This is a genomic window from Paenibacillus sp. RRE4 (assembly GCF_031844205.1).
GTDB lineage: Bacteria > Bacillota > Bacilli > Paenibacillales > Paenibacillaceae > Paenibacillus > Paenibacillus xylanexedens_B.
This window is the reverse complement of record NZ_JAUZUT010000008.1, coordinates 27,770-47,279: the sequence shown is the minus strand read 5'-3', so window position 1 is coordinate 47,279 and position 19,510 is coordinate 27,770. Positions and strand designations below refer to the sequence as shown.

Here is a 19,510-nt window from a genome sequence, read left to right as displayed (position 1 = left end):
AATGATACCCCTTTCATACGAAATAATGACTTGATTCAAGGAGGATAAACCAATGAGTAATTTGGATCAAACATCCAATTCCAAAGGTGGGTTACGTGTTGGTGTGCAACGCTTCGGACGATTCCTGAGCGGTATGGTCATGCCTAATATGGGAGCATTTATTGCTTGGGGATTAATTACAGCGATGTTTATTAAAACAGGATGGTTTCCCAATGCGACAATAGAGCAGCTTGTAGGTCCGATGATTACTTATTTGCTGCCGCTACTGATTGGTTATACCGGGGGTACGATGGTGCATGGCACACGTGGTGGTGTCGTCGGAGCGATTATGACCATCGGTGTCATTGTCGGAACGGATATTCCAATGTTCCTCGGGGCTATGATTGCGGGGCCTTTCGGTGCATGGGTCATCAAGAAGTTTGATAAGTCCATTGAGGGCAAGATCAGAGCGGGTTTTGAGATGCTGGTCAACAATTTCTCGGCAGGAATCATCGGTGGTATTTTGGCTATCTTTGCTTTGCTCGGTATCGGGCCGGCAGTAGAGGCTATTAGCAAAGTTTTGTCTGCTGGCGTACAGGGTTTGATGAATCTGGGCTTATTGCCGCTCGTCAATCTGATTATTGAACCGGGTAAAGTATTGTTCCTGAACAATGCCATTAACCACGGAATCTTAACGCCAATTGCAACAGATCAGGCAAGAGAATTAGGTAAATCCGTTCTTTACATGCTTGAGTCTAACCCGGGACCGGGACTAGGTATTTTGCTTGCTTACTGTTTCTTCGGTCGTGGAATGGCGAGATCTTCTGCACCCGGTGCGGTGGTCATTCATTTCTTCGGCGGGATTCACGAGATTTACTTCCCGTACATCCTGATGAGACCGATCCTGATTCTGGCAGCCATTGCTGGTGGTGTAGCAGGTACGTTAACGTTCATGCTAACTGGCGCAGGACTGGTTTCGGCACCGTCACCGGGCAGTATCATTGCCTATTTCCTGCTGACACCAAAAGGTGGATATATCCCGATGCTTGCAGGAGTTATCGTGGCAGCTGTGGTTTCCTTCCTGATCGCCTCTCTGCTACTCAAAACGGGTAAACAGAAGGAAGAGGATCTGGAAGCAGCCTCCAGCCGAATGAAAGATATGAAGAGCCAAGGCAATACAGCAAATGCAGCCATCACAGCGGATAACCATGAAGCGAACAGAGCGGCAGATATCGCAACTTCCGTTGCATCCAAGGCAAAAGCAGATGTGAAAAAGATCGTTTTCTCCTGTGATGCAGGTATGGGTTCGAGTGCAATGGGTGCTTCGATTCTGCGCAAAAAAATGAAAACCGAAGGAATCGACGTTGCTGTAACCAACACGGCGATTAGTGAAATTCCGCAAGACGCAGACGTTGTTATTACGCAAAAAACACTAACGGATCGTGCACGTTCGGTAGCACCTAATGCAGAGCATATATCCATTGACAACTTCCTGAAAAGCCCGGAATACGACGCGCTAGTTGAACGTTTGAAGTAAAAGGGAGCAGACTGCGAACCAGCTTCAAACAAGAGCAGCCGTTTTCCCAGAGCCGGAGGCTGAGATATGAGTATTACCAAAAGACAACGTGAAATCGTGGAGTTTCTGCTAGAGCATCCCCATGAAGTCACGGCGGGTGAAATTGCCGTTGAAGTAAAAGTGAGTACACGTACCGTGCATCGCGAGCTGCTGATGATTGAACAGTGGCTTGAACCACTCGGTATGCGCCTCGAAAAAAAGTCGGGAACCGGAATACGCATTGATTCCGGTTCGGATGACCTCAGTGCATTACGCCAGAAACTGGAGGGTAATGAATATGTGGAGTTTACGCCTGAAGAGCGTAAGCTCTTCATGCTTTGCATCCTGCTGGATGAAGCCGAGCCGGTCAAACTGCTTGCTCTCGCTTCGGATCTGAAAGTGACTGTTTCAACGGTCACCACCGATCTGGATGATCTGGAGTTACGCATTCGGCAGGCGGGTCTGAAGCTTGTTCGAAGGCGAGGCTACGGTGTGAAAATTACCGGAAGTGAAGCGATTCACCGCAGAGCCATTGCAGCGCTTGCTTTGGAAGTACTGGATGAGTCGGATCTCTTTGGCAGACAGCCTGAGCAAGGGGGCTCCATCGTTAATCAAAAGTTGCTCAGTATGATCGGTCATAGCGACGTACTTACCATTGAAAATGCATTATGGCAACCGGATATCGAATGGCTTGAAAAGATACCTGAACGGCAGTACATGAAACTGCTTATTCAGTTATCAGCAGCTGTGGTTCGGATACGTAAAGGTTTTAATATAGAACCTTCTTCCTCAGGGATAATAACGATTGCAGGCACTGGAACCGTGGCGGAGCAACATGAAGAGAGAGTGCCGGTTTTCATGGCTTCGCGCCTTTGCAGTGTTCTATCCTCACAGCTTGGAGTCGGCTTCTCGGATGAAGAGCAAGCTTATTTTCACCAATTGCTTAAGGAGACAGAGCAACAGATTCATTCTTCGCGCCTGCTCCCGATCGATGATCTGATTCTGATGGACAGAGTGCATTCGCTTACGGACCAGATGCAGGAAAGAACAGGTTATGACTTTCATGAAGACCGCTTGCTGCGTGAAGGATTAATTGCACATATGGTGCCGGTTATGGAGCGACTTGAGGGACATCAGATGATACGTAATCCACTGCTACAGCAGATTCGCAAGGATTATGATACCCTTTTCGAACAAGTTAAAAGGTCTGTGTTACAGGCATGGCCCGGGGCAGAAGTTCCGGATGAGGAGATCGGTTTTCTTGTCATGCACTTTGGCGCATCCATTGAACGGTTGCGGGCGTTAAAGCAGGAGATTCGAGCAATCGTTGTATGCAACAGTGGCATCGGCTCCTCGCGCATGTTATCCAGTCGGTTGTCCAAGGAGTTTCCGGAGATCCAGATTATAGACAGTGTCTCTTGGTACGAAGCCGCACGTATGCCAACCGATGAGTATGATCTGGTCTTGTCTACGGTCGATTTGCCGATGGAGGAGGATCAGTATTACAAGGTCAGTCCGCTGCTGACAGCCGAAGAAAGCGAGAGCCTGCGGCATTTTATCAAAACCACAACGTTACAGCGGCAGCATCGCAACTCCCGTGACATGGGCAATGAGACAACGACTCACAGGGTCTCCGATGCGGACGGCATGGAAGCAACATTGCTTGAGATTGTACGCATTATCGGGAAGTTTCAGGTACATGCGATGGATAATGCCCATCTTGATTTTGCTCAAAGTGTGCTTGGAATGTGTAAGGTCGCACATCGCTCAGGCATATTGAAAGACCCGGGCGAGGTCGCCAAGCTGCTTGAGGTTCGCGAGTCGATGGGAAGCCAGAAGATTCCCGGGACTCAGCTGGCCCTTTTCCATACACGGAGTGAGAGTATCTACAAGCCGTCCATCAGTCTTTTTCAACTAGAGGAACCTCTGCTTCGAACCGTGGACGACCCGGAAGGTGTCAGTCATGTATTACTGATGCTGGGGCCAAAGGAGTTGTCCAAAGAAAGTTTGGAGGTGCTCAGCGAGATTAGTGCACTGCTTCTGCAAGAAGAGATGATTACACTGCTGGGCAAAGGAAACAGGGATGAAATCATCCATTACCTTTCCCGTGAACTTGTCGGGTTCTATCGCAGTAAAAATGAAATTGGAGGTATATAACATGAGTATGTTAACAAAAGACAAAGTCATCATGAATGCAACGGCTCAGGATAAATACGAGGCGATTCGTATGGCAGGGCAGATTTTGAAGGACGCGGGCCATATCACTGCGGATTACATCGAAAAAATGATTGAACGTGAAGAGATTGTATCCACTTATGTCGGCAATGGACTGGCTATTCCGCATGGTACAAAAGAATCCAAAACGTTCATTCTCTCGACCGGAATCTCGGTAATTCAGTTCCCGCAGGGGGTTGATTTTGGAGAAGAAAAGGCTTATATGGTCATTGGCATCGCGGCACAAGGTGGCGAACATATGGAGATTCTGACGAGCATTGCAGTGATCTGTGCCGAAGAAGAGAATATGGAAGCACTGCGTTATGCGAAAACTGCCGAGGAAGTAATCACCATTCTAGAAAGTGAAATGGAGCTATGAAGGCTCTCCACTTTGGCGCAGGTAACATCGGACGCGGATTTATTGGTTTGATTCTGTCCCGTGCCGGATACGAAGTGACGTTCTCGGATGTAAACCAGGAATTGGTGAATGCTCTTCGGGAGCGTGGAGAGTACACCGTAGAGCTTGCCAATGAAAGCAAAGATCAGGAGACCGTAACCGGAGTAACTGCCATTGATGGACGGGAGTTGCAGACGGTTGCTAAGGCCGTGGCGGAAGCTGATCTGATCACAACCGCGGTGGGGGTAGGGGTTCTGAAGCATATTGCACCAGGAATCTCAGAAGGCCTGGAGCAGAGAAGGCGTGCAGGTTCTGTGCAAAAACCGCTGCATATTATCGCTTGTGAAAATGCCATCGGTGGAAGCGCACAGCTGAAAGAGCATGTGTATGCCTTGCTGGATGAGCAGGCTCGTGTGTTTGCTGATGAATATGTTTACTTTCCCAATTCGGCCGTAGACCGGATTGTACCCATCCAGAATCATGAAGACATGTTGCATGTTCAGGTGGAGCCTTTTTACGAGTGGGTCGTGGATCGCTCGCAAATGGCACCTGCATTTAAACCAGTGGACGGTGTTGTTTATGTGCATGATCTGGAACCGTACATTGAGCGAAAGCTGTTTACTGTGAATACGGGACATTGCGTTGCGGCATATATCGGCTATGTGCACGGCTATGATACCATTCAGAAGGCGATTGCCGATGAAAAGGTGAAATCCGTGGTATACGGAGCATTGCAGGAAACGGGTCAGGTGCTGGTGAAACGCTTTGGTTTTAACCCGGAAGAGCATGAGCAGTATATTGTGAAAATTTTGGGACGGTTCGTTAATCCTTATCTGACCGACGAGGTAACCCGTGTGGGGCGCTCGCCGCTGCGCAAGCTTTCCCCGAATGATCGTCTCGTTCGCCCGGCGCTTCTGGCGCACGCAGATGACATGCCGGTGACACATCTCGCTATGGGGATGGCGGCAGCCTGTAAGTTCGATGTGTCTGATGATCCCGAAGCTACCGAGCTGCAAAGCATGATCCGTCAAAAAGGCGTTGAAGCCGCGTTATCACACTATACCGGTATGGATGAGAATCACCCGGTACTGGTGGAGGCAGTGAAGCAGTACAAACAGATGTAATTGTGTCAGCGCAATACGGTACAGAACTTGCGCATGAAAATATAAAGAAACCATCTCCGTTCAGATGATTGTTGCTCTTTCATTCGAACGGGATGGTTTCTTTTTTTGTTCTATCTCTAATGATGATCACGAACATAATTCTCCAAACAACGCTGACAAATGCATGATTTGCGGCGTTGCTCGGCTGGAATACGTTCAAACACTCCTTCGGGGAAGGAAACATGTCCGCACCAACATTCCGAATGTGGTTTACCTTCAGCATAGGCACAAGCATTGCTTTCCCCGCAAAGTGGACATATCAGCGCATTGAGCGTTTGGCCAGGAGTGCTATCCTGTGGATCAGACATGGCCTATCTCCCTCCTTTTTCATTGTTTTGTATTCCGGGCAGGGACCTTTTGTTGATTTCAGTATAACAAATACATTAGTTTTGCTCCCACCTTTTAAAATCGTGACTTACTCCATCTGTACCGCAAGTACTCGTATGAGGGTAACGTATGCACAGATTGATTTTTTAAATGCATGAGCGTGTATTCATTCTTCCGGCGGTAGCTCAATTTGTAATCCCTCGACATGTTTGCGCCCCATGAGTTTGCGTTTTTTACGATTTTCTTTGCTTTCGAGCACAATATCGAGATCATAATCGGCTGGATACAACTCATCGGCAGAGATGTGCAGACACATACGTTTCTTATGAATTTTTAGTTTGCGGCCCCGAATCATGACCCCGATCTGTCCACGGTTATCCTCTTCTTCACTTACTATGCCTGCCTGATCGAGGTAGGCCACGTAGACGCGGTCTCCTTTACGAAAAGCACGTATTGGTGCTGGTGCTGGATCAGAGAAGTGAGCCGGATCGTTTGGAGATATAGTCTCAGTTGGGACGGTCGTGTGTGCATTTTGCTCTATAGAATCTTTGTGTTCCATTGAGACAGGCAAGGTAGTGTGACGTTCACTATCTGGTTGTAATTGCGGTTCTTTTGCAACATCTTGCATCTGGTTCTTCGTGTGAGCTTCACCCACAACAGATTTGGAACGATCGATGATATGCACAGGCATGCCCAGCTTCAGCGCGATAGAATATGCATAGCTTTCACCGGCTTCTCCGATCCGAAGTCGATACAGAGGTTGGAGAGATACGGTGTCAAACTCCATGCGTGCATTTTTAAATCCAGGCGTGGCTGAGGCAAAATGCTTGATTTCCCCAAAATGCGTTGTAGCTACTACGGTAGCTCCGCGGTGATGCAATTCCTCCAGCATGGCAATGGAAAGTCCTACGCCCTCTCCAGGATCTGTGCCTGACGCCATCTCGTCAATCAGTACAAGCGTGGAAGGATTCGCCTGCTCCAGAATGGTAATCATATTCCGAATATGTGCCGAGAACGTGCTTAGTGCCTGTTCAAGACTTTGTCCATCGCCGATATCCACTGCGATCTGTTCATATACAGCCATTTCACCTCGCTCATCCACAGGAACAAGCACCCCGGATTGCACCATGAGCGTGAGCAACCCCAACGTTTTGAGTGCAACGGTTTTGCCGCCCGTATTCGGACCTGTAATGATGAGGGACGAGTAATTGTACCCGATGGAAAAATCAAGCGGGACCATGGACGGACCCATCAAGGGGTGTCTTGCTCGTTGCAGTTTAACTTTACCGTTGCTATTAACGCGGACGGATCGTCCATCTATAGCCGCCGCATATTTTGCTTTGGCGAACAGGAAGTCCAGCACGCCAACGGTTTCTGTATTCAGTGCAATTTCCCGGCTGTACGATTCGGCCAGAGAAGTCAAGTCTCCAAGGATTTTCATCTCTTCTCTCGATTCCTCGGCTTGCAGTGAAGAGAGTTCCATCTGCAGTCCTGACAGCTCGGCTGGTTCGATATATACGGTTTGGCCGCTCCCCGATTCGTCGAGCACAATGCCTTTAACCTGTTTGCGGAACTCTTTTTTGATGGGCAGTACGGTTTTTCCATTACGCTGGCTCACGACCTGCTCCTGCATGATCGAACGGTGCTTGCTAACCAGTGAATCCAGCTTGCGCTTCATGCGTTCCTCATGCACGGTCATTTTCTTTCGAATCCGTACGAGTTCCTTGCTCGCTTGATCCTGAATTCGACCGTTGTGGATACAGCGTTCGATTTCACTTCGCAAGGGTTCCATGAGCATCATAGATGATGCATAACGACTTACGATGGGAGCGATGCCGGATTTGCTCTCCATATACTTCATCAGTTGTGTGCAGCTGTGTAGAAATTGCGCGAGATGACTGAAGTCGCGTTCACTGAACAGATATCCCGTGCCAAGCAGGTTAATAATCGTTTCCATCCCCTCCAGCGAAGGGATGGGCACGCTCGCCCCAAAACGGACAAGAGCCGTGGCCTCCGCTGCTTCGTCCAGACGCATCTGAATCAGACGGACATCGGTCATCGGTTTGAGTTCCCGGGCATAACGTTTGCCCAGATAGGAAAGGGCACAGTCTGCTATATTTTTTTGGATATGGTGGAAGCCCAGAGTGGTTAGGGTTTGCTCGTTTGAACTTCTGATGTTTGCTGTCATGCTAGCATCATTAGTGTTGGTATTGTTGTTCATGTTTAAATCTCTCCTTCATGTGTAATGTTTTGTCATCGGAGTGCATGTGTGAATAATCTTTAGTTCAATTTATATAGTCAAAAATATTCCTCATGGAAAACACAAAAAGGGCGGAGAATGAACAAACGTCATTCTCCGCCCTGAACGTATGGGAAAGCAAAGTCCACATAAGGTCTAACCAAAAAATCCGCGCTGAACACAGCGCGGAAATAGACCCGGACATAGGCAATCCCGGAGGCGATGTTTGATTTCCGCTGTTCTTAACTAAGTACAGGGTTCTGACGCATCATGAAATACACGTATGCCTTTACGGCAAAAGTGTCATGAAAAGCCAAACTCCTGAATATGAAACTTGATTAGTTAAGAACGCTCACCGACATCAAAATCTCTCCTTCGACCTGAGGAATATACAAGTAATATAAACTGGAAATCACTTCAAGTCAACAATTGTGAATAAAGATGTGGACTTGATTATGAATGGGTTTTAAAATAACAATAGTAATTTAAACCAATGTAAGCGATTTTATAAAAGGGAGATGCTCTTCTTGCCTAAATATCTACTGCGTCTGCTCTGCTTTACGATGATTCTTGGGGCATTGCCAGTCATTGTGATTGGTTCCGTCTCGTATACGATTGCTTCCCGTGATATCGAACAGAAAGTGCGCGAGAGCAATCTTCAGATACTACATCAGACTCAGATGCGAGTGGAACAAGTATTACGAAGTTTACAACTGTCCTCAATCCAGTACGTCAATTCACCTTTGGTGCTTCGTGCAATGAAGCAACCGCTGAATAGTAGCGAATTTCAAGAAATTCGTGATTTGACATCCGGTTTTAACAATCTGCAGGCGGTCACGAGTATTGATCAGGCGTACCTTGTGAATCTGGAGCAGGACTGGGTCGTATCCATGCGTTCATTCGGCAAAATCAATGATTTCAGCATTCGAGACCGAATCGGAACTTATCTTACATACACCAACAGTTTGTTCTGGGTGACTCAGAATAAAAGTTCATCCAAAGAGAGCGTGCCTGTATCTGCTGGCATGGGTGAGGCTTTAACGGAACAGGCCCCTACCTTGATCTCTTCTGATAATGTAGTCAGCATGGTTTTTAAAATTCCGATGGTGCCCACAAACGTGAAACCAAAAGGATTTCTTGTCATTGACATTGCGGATGCGGAGCTTAGCAGCTTTTTGAGCCGGAATCCGAATTCGGGTGATTTGTATGTTCTTGATAAAGACCAGAAATACTTTTTGAATGACACGAATTATGGAAATAAATACGAGTTGCTCAACCAAGACATTCAGGAGAAGGTTCAGACAACGGGGGAAGCAGAAGGTTTTTACAGTGCAGAAGTGGAGGGCAAACCCGTAGCCGTCAGCTACAGGCAGTCTCCGCTAAACGGCTGGCTATATGTATCGGTTGTTTCGCTCGGACAGATTACAGCCCAATCGCAAAAAATCGCAGTGGTGACCGGTGTGGCGACGTTAATCATGTTATTGGTGACCGGACTTGTGGCTATCTATGGTAGCCGGCGCATGTACTCACCAATCTCCAGACTGTTGCAATTTACAAAAGGACTGGATTCTCCGCTTCCTCCTGCAGGACGTCGTCAGGATGAATTTATTTATATTGAGGAACGCTTGTCTACGCTGTTCAGTTCGGAGAGAACGATGCGTGAGCAGATGAAGGGACAACATGTGCATCTTCAGGAGTTTTTTATGACCAAGCTGCTGACAGGTAAAATATCGGAAGAGGATTTCAGGTATCAGGGCGAATTGTATGATTTCCCGACCGGATGGTCACATCTGGGCGTGCTGATGCTTCAGATTGATACGCTTGAAGGCACGAGATATGAAGAGCAGGATCGGGATCTATTGCTGTTTGCAGTCAATAATATGGTAGGTGAGTTGATTCCCTCCGAGATTCGGTTCACACCGGTCATGCTGGATGATGCGCAGGTTACCGTGCTTGCTTCTGAACTGAGTGATGAGATGCAGCTGAAGGAATGGATGCACACACAGGCCGATTGGATCCGTGAACGGGTTGTAACCTATCTGAATCTGCCGGTAAGCATAGGTATTAGCCGGGCTTATTCCAGCATTGGAGATACGCCTAGAGCCTATCAAGAGAGCAAAGAAGCGTTGCAAGGCAGAGTCAGCTTGGGTAGCCGTATTATTCTACATTATGAGGACATTCAACCAAGAGGTCAGATGGAAGCCGCACTGTATACGCAGTTACGAATGATTGAAGATCAGTTGGCTTCAGCGATCAAACAGGGAGACGAAGAAAAAACAGATATCTATTTTACACAATATTTAGGATTGCTGGCGGATAAAAAGCTGCATTTCAGCGAGTATCCAGTCATTATGGTGCAGTTATTGTCACGGGTATATCAACTTGTGCAAGAGCAGGGCGGGGATGTGGCAGAAGTGCTTGGTGAGAAAGCTTCCATGGCATACTTGCTGAAATTATCTACACTGGACGAGATGACGGGTTGGTTCCGCAAGCGATTATTTCTGCCTGTGATTCGTTACTGGAAGGAACAAGAGGAGTCACAATATATGAATATCGCCCGCCGGATGATTCGACTGATCGAGGAACGGTATGATCGGGATTTATCGCTGGAGGCTTGTGCCGAGGAGTTGAACTTTCATCCTGTCTATCTAAGCCGGGTCTTCAAGAAGGAAGCGGGTGTTAATTTTACCGAATATCTAGCAGAGTACCGCATGGAAAAAGCCAAAACGTGGCTACAGACGACAGATCTGAAAATATCGGAAATCGCCGAAAAATTAAATTACACGAACCCGACAGCTTTTATCCGTACATTTCGCAAAATAACAGGAACGACTCCCGGCAAGTACCGGGAGCAGCAACGCTAGAGAACAAGGCCTGCTCTGCCCGTCATGGCAGGCAGGCTTTTGGCGTTCAATTTAACGTTCTTTCTATGCCTATTTGTAGCTTATAAAACATAGTTAAACCAGGAACATGCAGGTTGAAAGTAGTTCATTTCAAGTATCGCCAGCAATTCTTAAGTGGGTTAAACCCTTGATACACAAGGGAAAACAAGAGGCTAAAACGAGATGATAGCCAGTGATTCGATTATCCGCCACAATGGAGACATGAATTCAGGAAGTGATCTTTTGTAATCGTTTCCAACGTGGGGAGGAAGACACTATGAAAGCCGAAACGGCTGCTAGAACAAGGCCCGCTACCCGCAGTGACAAAAACCTGCTCTGGAGGGACGTCATCAAAAACCGGTGGCTGTACATTATGCTGATTCCGGGAGTGCTTTACTTTGTTATCTTTAAATACATACCGATGTATGGGATTACGATGGCTTTTCAGGATTACACGCCGTACAAAGGTATCCTGGGAAGTGATTGGGTAGGATTCAAACATTTCCAGCGTTTTTTCGGAGAACCGCAGTTCTGGACCTTATTTAGAAACACGTTTTTACTTGCGATCTATAATCTGGTTTTCTTTTTTCCATTACCTATTGTGCTTGCGCTCATGATGAATGAGGTTCGGCGGGAGCGGTTTAAACGCTTCGTGCAGACATTGGTTTACGTTCCGCACTTTGTTTCCTGGGTTGTTGTGGTTGGTGTGTTTTACATGCTGTTCACGACTGAGGGCGGTGCGATCAATGAGCTACTCTACAACCTGACGGGACAAAAAATCGCCTTTCTGCTTGAACCAGGATGGTTCCGTACAATGATTGTGGGACAATCCATTTGGAAAGAAGTAGGCTGGGGCACAATTATCTTCCTGGCGGCACTCTCTGGAGTAGATACGCAGCTTTATGAAGCAGCTCGGATTGACGGTGCTAACCGCTGGCGTCAGACCTGGCACATTACGTTGCCAGCGATTCGGAGTACGATCATCATTTTGCTCATTTTGCGTCTGGGTCACTTCCTGGATACAGGCTTTGAACAAATCTTCCTGATGCTGACACCTACTAACCGTGACGTGGGAGAGGTATTTGACACCTACGTATACACGAAGGGGCTTACCCAGGCACAGTACAGTTATAGTGCTGCTGTCGGATTGTTTAAGTCGGTTGTTGGACTGGCGCTAGTGCTTGGTGCCAATACGTTAGCCAAAAAATTCGGGGAGGAAGGCGTCTATTAATGCAATATTGGCAGACGCTCTTCATCAGACAGGAGTGAACATTAGATGCAACAGGACAAAACATGGGGCAACCGGATCTTTGATTTTATGAATCATGGCTTGCTGTTATTGATTGGAATCGTGACCGTGATCCCGTTCATTTATATTTTGGCTGTGTCGTTTACCAGCCCGCATGAAGTGGCTAAAGGCGGATTTATTCTTTTTCCAAAAGAGTTCTCCCTGGCAGCTTACCGTTACATTTTTTCTACAGATACATTGATTCGAAGTCTCGGTGTATCGATCTATATTACCGTTGTTGGCACGCTGATTAACCTACTGTTTACATCGCTTATGGCTTACCCGCTATCCAGAAAGTATTTGCGCGGACGCCAGCCGATCCTGCTAGGTGTACTGTTCACAATGCTGTTCAGTGGCGGCATGATTCCAACGTATTTCGTCGTTAAATCCCTGCATCTTACCGATACACTCTGGTCTTTGATGTTGCCAACGGCTATCAGTGCGTTCAACCTGATCGTACTCAAAAATTTCTTCCAGGCCATCCCGGATGAGCTGGAGGATGCGGCCAAAATCGATGGCTGTAACGATGTCGGCGTTTTGTTCCGCATTGTGCTGCCACTCTCGATGCCGGCCATGGCTACCTTTTCACTCTTTTACGCCGTGGCACACTGGAACAGCTTCTTCAGTGCTGTCATCTATATCAACGATAGTGAGAAGTGGCCTGTGCAAGTTTGGTTGCGTGAGATTGTCATTTTGGCACAGAGTCGAATCGGAGATACGAGCATTGAGGAAACCGAAATCCAGCCGCTTACGATTCGCATGGCTGTTATTGTATTCTCGACCATTCCGATTATGCTGGTCTACCCATTCCTGCAAAAGCATTTTGCCAAGGGAGTGATGCTCGGTTCGGTAAAAGGCTGATTAGTGCGCGTTTGGTGTGAAGCGTATTACTGAATTGTAAAAATCAGTCCGTGGCTGAAATTGGAGAACCGGAAAGTTATAAGGTTGTTAGATTTTAAAGCTTTAAGGCTGTGACTGTATATCAAAAAGGGAGGTTTTCATGAATGAAGGCAACAAAAAAGAAAGCCGTAGCTGTTCTGAGTACACTGGCTTTGGTGACCGGTTTACTGGCAGGATGCGGATCAGATGAAGGTCAGGCTGCCGAAGGCGGCGTGCAGAATGTATCTATCGCTATTGCACAGGTGGGTGACGTGCCTAGCAAGGGCAACGAGGTACAGAAAAAAATTGAAGAGTACACCAACACCAAACTGGACATCCAGTGGATTCCGGCATCTGCGTACAATGACAAAATTAATGTCATGATCGCCTCCAGCGACATGCCGAAAATCGTAAAGGTGCAATATAACCCAACGGTGACCAACGCGATGCGGAATGACGTGTTTTGGGAAGTCGGACCTTTACTCAATGATTACAAAAACCTTTCTGCCCAAAACGGACGTTTCTTTGACAACATTAAGGTTGAAGGAAAAATTTATGGCGTACCGGTATTCTCCGATATTGCACGGGCAACTGTTATTTACCGCAAAGATTGGTTCGACAAGTTGAATCTGAAAGTACCAACAACACCGGATGAATGGTATGAAACGATCAAGACATTGTCTACTTCAGACCCGGACGGCGATGGACAGGCGAATACGTTTGGATTGATGTTGTTCAAAAAGTATAACGAAGATCAGTATTCTTTTACCACTCGTCTTGGTGTAAGCTTTGGCGCACCGAACAAATGGAAGGTTGAGAGCGACGGTAGCTTTACACCGGAATTCATGACACCGGAATATATGCAAGTGATGGATTTGCTGAAACGTTTGTATGAAGAGAAGTTGTTAAACCAGGACTTCGCTGTATTTGATTCAACGGAAGCGGAGAAAAAGTATGATTCCGGCGTAGTCGGTATGCGTGTAGGTGTGGCGCAGAATGGTAAAAGCCAACAAGAACGTCTGTCGAAAAACAATCCGGACGGTGTTGTAGATATTGCCGGTCTGTTAGGGCCAAATGGAGACCGTGTAGCTGGGCAGACAGGTAACTCGGGCATTCTGGCTTTCCCGAAAGCAACGGTAAAATCGGAAGAGGAACTGAAAAGCTTGCTCTCCTTCCTGGATAAATTGATGGATCCGGAGATGGCAACGCTGCTTATGCGTGGTTTGGAAGGCAAACATTACACCAAAGTCGGAGACAACGAAGTGGAAATGAGTGACTTTGATGCCTTCCAGCGTGAAGTGAAGCCATATCGGGATAATTTCCCTTATGTTGATGGTTACAATGTACCTAAATTGAAGGACACCGAGCTTGGAGAAAAAGGAACAGCTTTGGTAAAGGAACTGGCAGAACATGCAGTACCTAACCCTGCATTGACGTTATATTCTCCAACATATGGTGACCGCGGAGCGGACCTGGATCAGATGATTGCCGATGCGCAAACCAAATACATTATGGGCAAGATCGATCAAAGCGGCTGGGAAAAAGAAGTTGAGAATTGGGCTAATGCAGGCGGTACCAAAATCCGCGAGGAATATGCCGAGGATTACAAAAAACAGGCTCAATAAGGAGCGAAACCGGAGGTTTGATTATGAAGGAAACGTTACAACATACACCGATGCGCATGGCTGACCAGTTTATGGAGAGTTATCGTAACCATGAGCTGTATTCAATCTGGCATTATGAGAATGGGTGTCTGCTCAAAGCACTGGAAGAATTGTATGTCCATACAGGCGAACAGAGATATTTCGATTATATTCAGGAACTTATGGATCATTTCATTCAGGAAGACGGATCGATTCGGTCCTATACGATTGAGGAATATAATCTGGATCAGATCAACCAGGGAAAATCGTTATTTTTCCTGCTGGAGAAAACGGGTCAGGAAAAGTATCGCAAAGCTTCGGAGTTGCTGATGATGCAGCTGAAAGGGCAACCGCGCACAAGTGGGGGCGGTTTCTGGCACAAGAAAATCTATCCGTTCCAAATGTGGCTGGATGGATTGTATATGGCGACACCTTATCTGACTCAATATGGAGCCGTGACTGGTGAAGAGAAGTGGTTTGACAAGGCTGCTTTGCAATTGCTGTTGGTGGAAGCACAAACTCGTGATCCACGCAGTGGCTTGCTCTACCACGCTTGGGACGAGAGCAAAGAGCAACGCTGGAGCTCCGGAGATACGGGATGCTCACCACATGTCTGGAGCCGGGCAGTGGGCTGGTACGTGATGGCGGTTGTAGATACGCTGGATTATCTGCCAGTGGATCATGAGCAACGTGGACAGATTATCGGTATTTTCGAGCGACTCGCAAATGCGCTTGTCCATGTACAGGATCAGGAGACAGGGTTGTGGCCGCATCTGCTCGATCAGCCAGGACGTGAGCGGAATTATCTGGAGGCTTCGGGCACCTCGATGTTTGTGTATGCCCTTGCTAAGGGTGTGCGCAAAGGGTACTTGAGCGGCAAGTTCAAAGCGATTGCGGAAAAAGGATATCAAGGTCTCTTGCAACATCTGTTACAAACAGACCGGGAGGGTGTGCTTTCCCTGACACAATGCAATGGGGGAGCGGGCCTTGGAGGAACTCCTTATCGTGACGGGTCCTATGAGTACTATGTGACTGAATCGATTCGTATCAATGATCCGAAATCGGTTGCTCCGTTTATTTTGGCAGGGGTAGAGATGGAACTGGCATAATGCCGGTTCTTTTCTCCAAAGCATTATGATAACGCATACATTACGGGGATGAAGGCATCTATGATTGAGGAATGAGGGCAAGTCCGCTGAACAATAGCTTTATCCAAAAGGAGAGATGGTTCATGAGTCCAAAACGTCCAAAACGTTCAAAGAGTCCAATGTTTCGCGTAGGAAGTTTCGTTATTGTTGGCGCGATGTCTGCCGGTTTGCTGGCTGGATGTGGGGGAGAAAAAACTCCAGCCGCCGGAGAAGGCAAAATGCCCATTTCCATTTCATTGATGCAGGTGGGTGATGTACCCGCTAAGGAAAATGCAATCGAGAAGAAGATTGAGGAATACACGAATACCGATGTAAACGTGCAGTGGATTCCGCAATCGGCGTTTGACGACAAAGTAAATGTCATGGTGGCATCAGGGGAGATGCCAACGATTATGCGTGTCAATTATGTACCTACAACTTTTAATGCGGCCAAGACCGGATTGTTCTGGGAACTCGGGCCTTACCTGAAAGATTACAAAAACTTGTCTGCCCAGTCGGAGGCTCATTTTAATAACATCAAGATCGAAGGTAAAATCTACGGCATCCCGAATTTCCGGGATATTGGACGAACGGCGATCGTATATCGGAAAGACTGGTTTGATAAGCTGAAGCTGGATATCCCGAAAAATCTGGATGATTGGTATGAGGTTATGCGTTCTGTCCGCAAGGACGATCCGGACGGTAATGGCAAAGAAGATACGTATGGAGCATTGTTGTTTAAAAAGTATAACGAGGGCGTATCTTCACCGCTGACCCGGATTGCTGTAAGTATTGGTGGAGTTAACAAATGGGGTGTAGACGACGCTGGTAAACTAACACCTGAGTTCCTGACTCCCGAATATGTGGATACGATGAAGCTGTTCAAGCGACTGTTTAATGAAGGGCTGATTAATAGTGATTTCCCTGCACTGGACCCTTCCGATGCGGATAAAAAAATGGATTCAGGTCTCGTTGCCATGAAACTGAACGGGGTCGCCCAGAACGGGAAATCATCCCAGCAACGGCTTACACCTAACGCACCGGATGGTGTCATTGATGTAGCGCCGTTTCAAGGGCCAGATGGCATTCGCATTGCGGGTGAGCCTGGAAACTACGGTATGCTTGTTATCCCAAAAGCATCTGTGACGGACGAAGCGCAGCTCAAGAAGGTGCTCACCTTCCTGGATCAGCTGATGGACGAGGAACTCAGCACGCTGCAACTGCGTGGTTTACTTGATGTGCACTACAGCAAGACCGCTGACGGTAAAACGGAACTGAAAGACTTTGATGCTTACCAGCGTGAGGTCAAACCGTATCGTGATAATCTGTTGAGCGTCGAAGGATACAATGTGCCTGAACTGGTTGATGTTCCTATTGGTATGAAAGGCGCGAAAATGGCTCGTGAAAACGAACAGTATGCAATTGCTAATCCTGCACTTACGCTTTCCTCCGTGATCTATACAGAGCGCGGTCAGGAGCTGGATCAGATGATTTGGGATGCGCAGACCAAGTACATTATGGGTAAAATTGATGATGCTGGCTGGGAACAGGAAATTGCCAACTGGAGAAAAGCAGGCGGTGACCAGCTGATTACAGAACTGGAAGCTTCGTATAAAGAGCTGAACGGGAAATAAATGAGACTGACATAAAAAAAGGTTGATTTCATGCGAGGAATAAGTTTATTCTATAATAGAGTAAAAATTCCATAATTTAATAAGTGAGACCACACCTTAAAGCATAAGGCTATGAATCTGCGGATTCGTGGCCTTTTTTTGTCTTTTTTAGAATACAGAGTAGGTCTCAAGGAGGGGGGAGATAGCCACCTTAGAATCATGGGGAGGTATGAAAATGATACCAAAATACCGTTTATACATGGTAGAATATTGATTATAATTCCAAATTTAGGTTTTATATTTTGGTGTGTGTTTAATAAGCATGTCAGTCGATTGAGTAAATGAAGCATCCCCATACTAAGGTACATAGGAGCGTGAACAGATTGAAGATGAAGCGAGTGGCTCAAGGGAAGAAGAAAAGAAGATTTGCTTATATGATGACGTTCTTGACAGCAACCATGATGGTAGGGACATGTCTTTCTTTTGGAATGGGGTCCGGGCAGTGGACGAGAGTGGTCAGTGCTGCAGGAACGAGTGACAGCGCAGTGAGTCGGTTCAGCGATATCAAAGGACACTGGGCTCAGGCAACGATTGCAAAAGCATATGGGAAAAATTTGATTTCCGGCTATCAGGATGGCACATTCCGCCCTAACGGTAAGATCACTCGCGGGGAATATGCTGCAATACTAGCTCGCGCGACCAGAATCGAGAAAGCACAGGGGCAAGAGGAGGGAGAGGTGTCCTTCCCTGATCTTCAAGGGCATTGGTCTGAAACGGCTGTCCGCCAGTTGGTGGGACAAGGCTTTATTGACGCTGGTGATTATGCCAGCGGTTTTAAGCCCAATACGGAGCTGACGCGATATGAAATGATGAAGTGGATTGCGAACGGGCTACGTAAGTCGGACAGCAGTTTTCAGAATGCTTTTAATGATGCGAAAAACACCTTACTGCCTACGCCTGAAGTAAACCGCGGAACGATCCGTGATGAGCAGATTCCGTACCTCGCCCTAGTGCGCGGAACAGGAATTGTCGGTGGATTTCAAGACGGCACGTTAAAACCGGCAGATACGACAACTCGCGCAGAGGTTTCCGCTATTCTGCTTCGCTACATGGATGTGGAGGGTACGGATGCTTCCAAGTACAGCGACCTGAACGAGATGCGGGAAGTAGGCACGACAGGTACGAATTTAACGACGATTAGTAATTATTTTTATACTAAAAACTCTGTTAAAGTGAGTGATATTTCTAAAGGGGATATAGTACTGTCGAACAAATCAGGAGTATTGAATCTTCATAAATTTATAGTTGTAAAGGTTCTGAATGGAAGAACTCAAGGCGTTTATAAAAATCTTTTTGTGGAACCAGACATTACAAGCGGAAACTACTATTTAACCTATGCTGATGTATCTTTCGTATCAAATACTGAAAAGGCTAATTTGATTACTTATAGTGGTGGATTGGATAGTGGTTTATTGAAATTCAGACGATTAAATTTAGAATTTGCTAAAAAAAATGGATTTGCAACCATACCTGACAGTCCTAGAGATCTTATTACCAAAGGAAAAAAGGTTAGGTTTTGGACTAGATCTACTTTGGATTTTAAAAATGGAATTTATCATATTACCTCTGAAAATATAGGAGAATTGAAAATACAAAATATGTACTACTAGTGAGGTGATTTTATACCCATGAGGGAACGAATACGCTTTTCAGTATTCAAGTATCTAAAAAAAATATTTACATTAGTAATTATAATTTATGGTTTAACGGTACAATTAAGTAATCAATATGTAAATGCTATAGAACTTTTATATGGACCACAATCAATGAAAAGTCCGGTTCTAAAAACTATTCAATCTGCAAAGAGGATTGCTACTCCAGGTGTGTATTGGTATCAAATGGGTGATGGACGTTTTAGAGCTGATCATAGGGGAGGCCCAACGTATTCTCCGAATGCTGGAAGTTGTTCGCTTCCCTTCCCTGCTACAAAAGAGGTACCAGATAGTGTTGATTTTTCTAATTGGCAAGCACGTTCTTGGCCTCAATATAACGGGAATGATTTAACATCCTCTAGTTTTAAAGAAGTAAGGATTAAAAGTGTAGAATATCAAACTTCATCTGAGCAAAAATCTTATACTGGTTTGGGCATAACGCAAGTTGCTCCTCCGAGTACGATTGTTGCAATTCGAACTTTGACTGGTGGA

The 19,510-nt window shown here is 46.5% G+C and carries 13 protein-coding genes; 11 read left to right on the top strand and 2 right to left on the bottom strand.

Going from position 1 to position 19,510, the window contains the following annotated elements; translation table 11 throughout:
- The first annotated feature begins 52 nt into the window (after nt 1-52).
- The 4 genes from Q9R46_RS23850 to Q9R46_RS23835 all read left to right on the top strand — a co-directional run bounded on the left by Q9R46_RS23850 (nt 53) and on the right by Q9R46_RS23835 (nt 5,269).
- Nucleotides 53-1,516, top strand: coding sequence for a PTS mannitol transporter subunit IIBC (locus Q9R46_RS23850; protein WP_311282052.1), 1,464 nt, complete (start codon nt 53-55; stop codon nt 1,514-1,516).
- A gap of 66 nt (nt 1,517-1,582) precedes the next feature.
- Complete coding sequence (locus Q9R46_RS23845) at nt 1,583-3,691, top strand: BglG family transcription antiterminator (RefSeq protein WP_311282051.1); 2,109 nt, start codon at nt 1,583-1,585, stop codon at nt 3,689-3,691.
- 1 nt (nt 3,692) lies between these two features.
- Complete coding sequence (locus Q9R46_RS23840) at nt 3,693-4,127, top strand: PTS mannitol transporter subunit IIA (RefSeq protein WP_145332637.1); 435 nt, start codon at nt 3,693-3,695, stop codon at nt 4,125-4,127.
- Entirely contained in the window at nt 4,124-5,269 is a 1,146-nt protein-coding gene (locus Q9R46_RS23835; protein ID WP_311282050.1) for a mannitol-1-phosphate 5-dehydrogenase, read from the top strand. The genes Q9R46_RS23840 and Q9R46_RS23835 overlap by 4 nt, the downstream gene beginning before the upstream one ends.
- A gap of 116 nt (nt 5,270-5,385) precedes the next feature.
- On the opposite strand, the gene Q9R46_RS23830 is transcribed toward Q9R46_RS23835, so the two are convergent.
- Nucleotides 5,386-5,616 (bottom strand): cysteine-rich CWC family protein, encoded by a 231-nt coding sequence (locus Q9R46_RS23830; protein WP_311282049.1) that lies wholly within the window; start codon nt 5,614-5,616, stop codon nt 5,386-5,388.
- 185 nt (nt 5,617-5,801) lie between these two features.
- The gene (locus Q9R46_RS23825) at nt 5,802-7,856 is read right to left on the bottom strand and encodes an endonuclease MutS2 (RefSeq protein ID WP_311282048.1); all 2,055 of its coding nucleotides are present in this window, start codon (nt 7,854-7,856) and stop codon (nt 5,802-5,804) included.
- 545 nt (nt 7,857-8,401) lie between these two features.
- On the opposite strand from Q9R46_RS23825, the gene Q9R46_RS23820 reads away from it, so the two are divergent.
- The 7 genes from Q9R46_RS23820 (at nt 8,402) to Q9R46_RS23790 (ending at nt 18,976) form a co-directional block, all read left to right on the top strand.
- Nucleotides 8,402-10,738, top strand: coding sequence for a helix-turn-helix domain-containing protein (locus Q9R46_RS23820; protein ID WP_186331700.1), 2,337 nt, complete (start codon nt 8,402-8,404; stop codon nt 10,736-10,738).
- A 295-nt stretch (nt 10,739-11,033) separates the two neighbouring features.
- Nucleotides 11,034-11,987, top strand: coding sequence for an ABC transporter permease (locus tag Q9R46_RS23815; RefSeq protein ID WP_090915459.1), 954 nt, complete (start codon nt 11,034-11,036; stop codon nt 11,985-11,987).
- 45 nt (nt 11,988-12,032) lie between these two features.
- Nucleotides 12,033-12,905: a carbohydrate ABC transporter permease gene (locus tag Q9R46_RS23810; RefSeq protein WP_145332633.1), complete on the top strand. Its 873-nt coding sequence runs from the start codon at nt 12,033-12,035 to the stop codon at nt 12,903-12,905.
- Between the two features lie 143 nt (nt 12,906-13,048).
- A complete protein-coding gene (locus Q9R46_RS23805; RefSeq protein WP_311282047.1) occupies nt 13,049-14,548 on the top strand; it encodes an extracellular solute-binding protein in 1,500 nt (499 codons plus the stop codon).
- Between the two features lie 23 nt (nt 14,549-14,571).
- Nucleotides 14,572-15,675 carry a glycoside hydrolase family 88/105 protein gene (locus Q9R46_RS23800; protein WP_311282046.1) on the top strand — a complete coding sequence of 368 codons (1,104 nt, stop codon included), beginning with the start codon at nt 14,572-14,574 and terminating at the stop codon, nt 15,673-15,675.
- A 122-nt stretch (nt 15,676-15,797) separates the two neighbouring features.
- Nucleotides 15,798-17,327: an extracellular solute-binding protein gene (locus Q9R46_RS23795; RefSeq protein WP_311282045.1), complete on the top strand. Its 1,530-nt coding sequence runs from the start codon at nt 15,798-15,800 to the stop codon at nt 17,325-17,327.
- Nucleotides 17,328-17,695: 368 nt separating this feature from the next.
- On the top strand, nt 17,696-18,976 hold the full coding sequence (locus tag Q9R46_RS23790; RefSeq protein ID WP_311282105.1) for an S-layer homology domain-containing protein: 1,281 nt from the start codon (nt 17,696-17,698) through the stop codon (nt 18,974-18,976).
- Nucleotides 18,977-19,510 lie beyond the last annotated feature (534 nt).

What these genes read in the sequence shown, in the direction of transcription:
- Q9R46_RS23805 (WP_311282047.1), top strand. Translation starts at nt 13,049, where the DNA reads ATGAAGGCAACAAAAAAGAAAGCCGTAGCTGTTCTGAGTACACTGGCT.
- Q9R46_RS23830 (WP_311282049.1), bottom strand. Translation starts at nt 5,616, where the DNA reads ATGTCTGATCCACAGGATAGCACTCCTGGCCAAACGCTCAATGCGCTG.
- Q9R46_RS23810 (WP_145332633.1), top strand. Translation starts at nt 12,033, where the DNA reads ATGCAACAGGACAAAACATGGGGCAACCGGATCTTTGATTTTATGAAT.
- Q9R46_RS23790 (WP_311282105.1), top strand. Translation starts at nt 17,696, where the DNA reads ATGAAGCGAGTGGCTCAAGGGAAGAAGAAAAGAAGATTTGCTTATATG.
- Q9R46_RS23815 (WP_090915459.1), top strand. Translation starts at nt 11,034, where the DNA reads ATGAAAGCCGAAACGGCTGCTAGAACAAGGCCCGCTACCCGCAGTGAC.
- Q9R46_RS23795 (WP_311282045.1), top strand. Translation starts at nt 15,798, where the DNA reads ATGAGTCCAAAACGTCCAAAACGTTCAAAGAGTCCAATGTTTCGCGTA.
- Q9R46_RS23845 (WP_311282051.1), top strand. Translation starts at nt 1,583, where the DNA reads ATGAGTATTACCAAAAGACAACGTGAAATCGTGGAGTTTCTGCTAGAG.
- Q9R46_RS23825 (WP_311282048.1), bottom strand. Translation starts at nt 7,856, where the DNA reads ATGAACAACAATACCAACACTAATGATGCTAGCATGACAGCAAACATC.
- Q9R46_RS23840 (WP_145332637.1), top strand. Translation starts at nt 3,693, where the DNA reads ATGAGTATGTTAACAAAAGACAAAGTCATCATGAATGCAACGGCTCAG.
- Q9R46_RS23835 (WP_311282050.1), top strand. Translation starts at nt 4,124, where the DNA reads ATGAAGGCTCTCCACTTTGGCGCAGGTAACATCGGACGCGGATTTATT.
- Q9R46_RS23850 (WP_311282052.1), top strand. Translation starts at nt 53, where the DNA reads ATGAGTAATTTGGATCAAACATCCAATTCCAAAGGTGGGTTACGTGTT.
- Q9R46_RS23800 (WP_311282046.1), top strand. Translation starts at nt 14,572, where the DNA reads ATGAAGGAAACGTTACAACATACACCGATGCGCATGGCTGACCAGTTT.